The organism is uncultured Campylobacter sp. (assembly GCF_937997465.1).
Taxonomy (GTDB): domain Bacteria; phylum Campylobacterota; class Campylobacteria; order Campylobacterales; family Campylobacteraceae; genus Campylobacter_A.
In genome coordinates, this window is sequence record NZ_CALKTQ010000346.1 from 1 (window position 1) to 3,077 (window position 3,077).

The window sequence follows — 3,077 nt, forward strand, 5'->3', positions numbered from 1 at the left end:
GTATAATCCAAACGTGGACGTACTTTTTCACTCCGGCGTGCAGGCTTGTAAATTTGCCGACGTCATGGCGATCCTGCTAACTGGCATCGGCGACGACGGCGCGCGCGGACTAAACGAGCTATACAAAGCCGGCGCTAAATGCGTCGCCGAAAACGAGGAGAGCGCGATCGTCTACGGCATGCCAAAGCGCGCGAAAGAAATCAATGCAAATTTAAAGTCGCTACCCATCGGCGGTATAAGAGTGGAACTGGAAAGGTTTTTACATGCTTGAAAATTCAAATTTGACGCCCGCTCCTAGCGATGCGGCGGGGCTAAATAAATTCGTCGAAGTCGTCAAAAATATGTGCGGCGTGGACCTAGAGTCCAAAAAGGACATGATAAAGCAACGCCTAATAAATTTCTGCCAAGCAAACGGCATCCCAAGCTTTGAAGCACTAAGCTCAAAAGTCCTCGTAGACCGCTTTATGAGGCAAGAAATCGTAAATTTAATCACCACGAACGAGACTTATTTTTACAGAGAGTTGCCGCAGCTACAGGCCGCGATCTACTACGCCAGAGAGGAGCTTGATAGCGTGCGGATACTGTGCGCGCCGTGCTCGACGGGCGACGAGGCGTACTCGCTAGGTATGCTAGCGCACTCAAATTTGCTCGACGTAAATCGCGTCAGCATCGTGGGTGTCGACATAAACTCCGAGGCTATCGATAGCTGTAAAAAGGGCGTTTATAGCGAGCGCTCACTGCACCGCCTAAACGACAATCAAAAAAATATCTACTTTACAAAACGCGACGGCAAATACGAAATCAGGCGCGAGATGCTGCCTAGATGCGAGTTTAGCGTGGCAAATATCTTTGACGACGCGATCTTTAAGCTCGGTAAATTTGACATCATTTTTTCGCGAAATATGATGATTTATTTTAACGAGGAATTTAAGCTAAAAACGGTCGAGCGCTTTCATAAAATTTTGAGCGATCACGGCAGGCTCTACGTCGGACACGCCGATCTGGTGCCGTTTACGACGCTTTATAAAAAGCATATTTCAAACGGAACGACTTATTACGCCAAGGCCTGAGCGGAGTAAATTGCCGTTAAATTTGATTGATAAATTTGACCTACCGAGACTGCTACGTTTTTGATGCGGACGGTAAATTTGCCGGGTCAAATTTGATTAAATTTGCCACTTGCCAAACCCGCGCCGTAAAGCAAATTTACGCTAGCTCGTCTTTGTAAATTTTACGCACGAAAAGCCAGTAAATCGCTCCGGCAAAAAACATACAGCCTATTAGAGCCGTGATCAGCGAGAGGCTGAGTCCTAGCTCAAAAAGCAAACCTATACCGCTAGAAATCACCGCCGCGACGCCCAGATAAACCATATCGTTATAGGCGATTATACGGCCGTAATATGCCGGATCGCACTTTTGCTGGATGAGCGTGTAGGTGTAGCTCCAAAGCGTCGATGTGAAAAATCCCGCGCAAAAAATCCCGATAAATCCGATATAAAAGTTAAACTGCAGCGCGCTCCACGCAATGACGCCAAGGCTGTGTCCGACGTAGATATAGACTAGGTTGGAGTTTGAGACAAATTTGCTAAGCACGAGCGGGCCGACGATGAGGGCGACGGCGCGACAGGCGTTGATGTAGCCGATGATGAGAGATGCCGATAGCAGGCCAGCGTACGGATAGTCGGCTAGTAGCGCCACGAGCGCGTCGTAGCTGGTCACGCCTACAACCGCGTGCAGCATGATGAGGTGCGCGATGAGAGGGTTTTGTTTTACGTATTTTAGGCCGTTTTTTAGCATCTCGCGGACTTTTTCGCCGTCTTTTTTAGCCCGCACGGCGATATCTGTTTTAAGCAGGACTATAAGCGCCACGCCGTAAAGAGCGCAGTCTAGCAAAAAGGCGCTTTTTATCCCGAAAAAATGGATATAAATGCCCGCTAGCCCCATGCCCGCGGTGTATGAAAACGCCCAAATGAGTGAGTGGATCTCGTTTGCGGTTTTTAGGTCGTCTTTGTTTAAAATTTTGGGGAAAAGGCTCATTTCGACCTGAAAATACGTCCCACCGGCTCCGACTCTGATAAATATTATCACAAATAGCAGCCACATCAAGGAGAGTTTGTCGATAAAAACGAGCATAAAAACAGTCACCATCTCCACGACAGTGAGCGCTATTAGCATCGGTTTGGGGCTAAATTTATCCACCACGATACCGCTAAAAGGCGATAGTAGCACGCCCGGCACGAAAGCTAGCGCAGCTGCAGCCGTGATCGCCCAAACGGGCGCGTCAAGCTCGATAAGCAGCGTAAAAATGCCCGTGTGCGAGAACCAAACGCCGAAATAACAAATCAGCTGTATGAGCGAGAGGCGCGCGAAAACGGGCTGGGTTTTTAGTAGGTTGATAAATTTACTCATTTTGGGCTTCGGGTTAAATTTGAGCGCTAAATTTGCCGATTAGTTTGCTTCTAGCTTTTTGTAGATGCGCTCCTGGGCGAAATTTTCTTTGATAAAGCTGTTTTGGTTGCTGATCTGGCGAAGCGTATCGCCGCTAATCTCGAAATTTAGCTTTTCGCGGTATTGATTCGTCACGCTTAGGGTGTTGCCCTCTATCTCGTATTTACCGCTTTGTAGCTCTCTTTGCGCGATCTTTTTTTGATAAACGGTGTCGATTTTAAACGTTTTGTCCGCATTTAGGGTTAGCGTGCTTTTTGAGTTTTCGCTACATCCGTCGCAAAGCACCTTAGCCTCGTAAACTCCGATCAAATTTTCCTTATCTACCTCGGCGCCGCACGTTTCAAAAACCTCCGTGCCGCCGCATTTTTTGTTATTTACGGCGCTTCCGCCGGTCGCACAGCCTGCAAATATCATCGCAGCCGCGGCTAAAAATAAAATATTTTTCATGATTTATCCTTAAAATTTTGGCTAATTATACTAAAAATTTTCCGCTAAAATGGCGATTTTTTAGCAAAAAGCGGCTAAAATCATAAAAAATATTTTAAGGAGTAGTCATGGAAGAGAGCATCCCGTTTATCGTATTTGCCGTGGTCGTGCTGGCCTTTGCAGTCTTGTTTTTAAAAGCCGGT

At 47.1% G+C, this 3,077-nt stretch carries 4 protein-coding genes; 2 read left to right on the forward strand and 2 right to left on the reverse strand.

The features are described 5' to 3' along the window. A partial coding sequence (locus Q0546_RS11790; protein ID WP_298793275.1) for a chemotaxis protein CheB occupies positions 1-271 on the forward strand: 271 nt, incomplete at its 5' end. Beyond that, on the forward strand, positions 264-1,070 hold the full coding sequence (locus Q0546_RS11795) for a protein-glutamate O-methyltransferase CheR (protein WP_298793277.1): 807 nt from the start codon (positions 264-266) through the stop codon (positions 1,068-1,070). The genes Q0546_RS11790 and Q0546_RS11795, both read left to right, overlap by 8 nt. A gap of 136 nt (positions 1,071-1,206) precedes the next feature. Here the strand turns inward: Q0546_RS11795 and Q0546_RS11800 are convergent, their stop codons facing one another. Together Q0546_RS11800 and Q0546_RS11805 are read right to left on the reverse strand one after the other, a co-directional pair. Next, positions 1,207-2,409, reverse strand: coding sequence for an MFS transporter (locus tag Q0546_RS11800; protein ID WP_298793279.1), 1,203 nt, complete (start codon positions 2,407-2,409; stop codon positions 1,207-1,209). A gap of 39 nt (positions 2,410-2,448) precedes the next feature. Beyond that, entirely contained in the window at positions 2,449-2,895 is a 447-nt protein-coding gene (locus Q0546_RS11805; protein ID WP_298793281.1) for a copper resistance protein NlpE N-terminal domain-containing protein, read from the reverse strand. Positions 2,896-3,077: the final 182 nt, after the last annotated feature.